This is a genomic window from Streptomyces sp. NPDC059534 (assembly GCF_042743475.1).
In the GTDB taxonomy this organism is placed as follows: Bacteria; Actinomycetota; Actinomycetes; order Streptomycetales; family Streptomycetaceae; genus Streptomyces.
On sequence record NZ_JBHWAQ010000049.1, the window covers coordinates 42,090 to 44,637 of the forward strand.

Annotated in this window: 2 protein-coding genes and 1 rRNA gene; all 3 read right to left on the reverse strand. The window is 72.0% G+C overall.

Going from position 1 to position 2,548, the window contains the following annotated elements; all coding sequences use genetic code 11:
- Positions 1-83: 83 nt before the first annotated feature.
- Positions 84-968, reverse strand: coding sequence for a hypothetical protein (locus tag ACFVZH_RS35530; RefSeq protein WP_384904045.1), 885 nt, complete (start codon positions 966-968; stop codon positions 84-86).
- Positions 953-2,263 (reverse strand): hypothetical protein, encoded by a 1,311-nt coding sequence (locus ACFVZH_RS35535; RefSeq protein WP_384904047.1) that lies wholly within the window; start codon positions 2,261-2,263, stop codon positions 953-955. Before ACFVZH_RS35535 ends, ACFVZH_RS35530 begins: the two co-directional genes overlap by 16 nt.
- A gap of 193 nt (positions 2,264-2,456) precedes the next feature.
- A 5S ribosomal RNA gene (rrf, locus tag ACFVZH_RS35540) occupies positions 2,457-2,548 on the reverse strand; the annotation flags it as partial.

Genomic DNA, 2,548 nt, shown 5'->3' on the forward strand with positions numbered 1-2,548 from the left:
CCGGGCCGTTCTCGCCCCCCCACCCCATAACAGATGCGGGGGCGGCCGGCGTGGGGGGCCCCCCTTCTCACTGCTCAACCACGTCAGCCCTGGTCGCCGTCGCGCTCGTCGTCGCGCTCGTCACGCTCGTCGCGCTCGTCGTCGCGGTCCTCACGCTCGTCACGCTCGTCGTCGCGGTCCTCACGCTCGTCACGCTCGTCGTCGCGGTCCTCACGCTCGTCACGCTCGTCGTCGCGGTCGTCGTACTCGTCCTCGTCCTCGTCGAGCTCGACATCCTCGACGCCGACCTCGACCGACTCCTCGACGTCACGGGACTCGTCGAGGTCGTCGGACTCGTCGAACGCGTCGACGAACTCGACACCGTCCATCTCGGCGAGCCGGTCCGACGCGTCCGTGGCGCCGTCCTTGTCGGCCTCCAGGGCCTTCGCGAACCACTCCCGCGCCTCGTTCTCACGGCCGGCGGCGAGCAGCGCGTCGGCGTACGCGTACCGCAGGCGCGCGGTCCACGGGTGAACGGCGCTGGACGCGAGCTCGGGGCTCTGCAGCGTCACGATGGCCGCGTCGAGCTGATCCATGTCCCGGCGCGCGCCGGCGGCCACGAGCCGCATCTCGACCTGACCGGCCTTGTCCAGCTTCAGCACCTCGGGCTCGCCGGCCATCGCCAGCGCCCGCTCGGGCCGGCCGAGACCGCGCTCGCAGTCGGCCATCACGGGCCACAGCTCGACGCCACCGCTCATCCGCCGCGCGGCACGGAACTCGGCCAGCGCCTCGGAGTACTTCTGCGTCGCGTACGCCGCGAACCCGGCCGCCTCACGAACGGCCGCCACACGCGACGCGAGCCGCAGGGCCACCCGGGAGTACCCGTACGCCTGCTCCGGGTCCTCGTCGATCAGCTGCGCGACCATGACGAGGTTGCGCGCGACCTCCTCGGCCAGCCCCTTCGGCAGGCTCATCAGCTCCTGGCGCACGTCCGGGTCGATCTCCTCGCCCGTGACCTCCTCCGGAATCGGCAGCCGCTTGATCGGCGCCCTGTCACTGCGCTCCCGGTCGAAGTCCCGGCCACCCCGGTCGTCCCGGCGCCCGTACCCACCCCGGTCGTCCCGCCCACGGAACCCGCCACGGCTGTCGCCACCACGGTCGTCCCGACGGAAGCCGCCACCACGGCTGTCGCCGCCACGGTCGTCACGGCGGAAGCCACCGCCGCGGTTGTCGCCGCCACGGTCGTCACGCTGGTACGAGGACGAGGGCCGCTCGTCCCGACGGAACGACGACGGACGCTCATCACGCCGCTCGTCCCGACGGAAACCGCCACCACGGCTGTCGCCGCCACGGTCGTCACGGCGGAAGCCGCCGCCACCGCGGTTGTCGTCACGCGAGAAGCTCGGGCGGTCGCCGCCACGGTCGTCACGGCGGAAGCCGCCGCCACCGCGGTTGTCGTCACGCGAGAAGCTCGGGCGGTCGCCGCCACGGTCATCGCGACGGAAGCCACCGCCACCGCGGTTGTCGCCACCGCGGTCATCGCGACGGAAGCCACCGCCGCGGTTGTCGCCACCGCGGTCGTCACGCTGGTACGAGGACGAGGGCCGCTCGTCGCGGCGGAAGCCGCCACCGCGGTTGTCCCCGCCACGGTTGTCGCCACCGCGGTCATCGCGACGGAAGCCACCGCCACGGTTGTCACCACCGCGGTCGTCACGACGGAAGCCACCACCGCGGTTGTCGCCGCCACGGTCATCGCGACGGAAGCCACCGCCACCGCCACGGTTGTCCCCACCGCGGTCGTCACGGCGGAAGCCACCGCCACCGCGGCTGTCGTCACGCGAGAAGCTCGGGCGGTCGCCGCCACGGTCATCGCGACGGAAACCGCCACCACCGCGGTTGTCGCCGCCACGGTCGTCACGGCGGAAGCCGCCACCACCGCCACGGTTGTCCCCACCGCGGTCGTCACGGCGGAAGCCGCCACCACCGCGGCTGTCGTCACGCGAGAAGCTCGGGCGGTCGCCGCCACGGTCATCGCGACGGAAACCGCCACCACCGCGGTTGTCCCCACCGCGGTCATCGCGACGGAAGCCACCGCCACCGCCACGGTTGTCGCCGCCACGGTCATCGCGACGGAAGCCGCCACCACGGTTGTCGCCACCGCGGTTGTCGCCACCGCGGTTTTCGCCACCGCGGTCGTCACGGCGGAAGCCGCCACCACGGTTGTCCCCACCACGGCTGTCGTCCCGGCGCGGGCCGCGGAAGCCGCCCCGGTCGCCACCGTCACCGTCCCTGCGACGCGGCTCGCGCTCCGGACGGTCGTCGGGAGAGTTGGTGGGCATGGTTGTGACTCCTGTCTTCGGGTACTGCAGTCATTCTCGCGCAGCCGGCACACAGCCGCGCATCGGAAAAAGTCAAGCAAAAAACAAAAGGACCCCTGGTCCCAGCGTGAACGCTGGGACCAGGGGTCCTGAAGAATTGTTCGGCGGCGTCCTACTCTCCCACAGGGTCCCCCCTGCAGTACCATCGGCGCTGAAAGGCTTAGCTTCCGGGTTCGGAATGTAACCGGGCG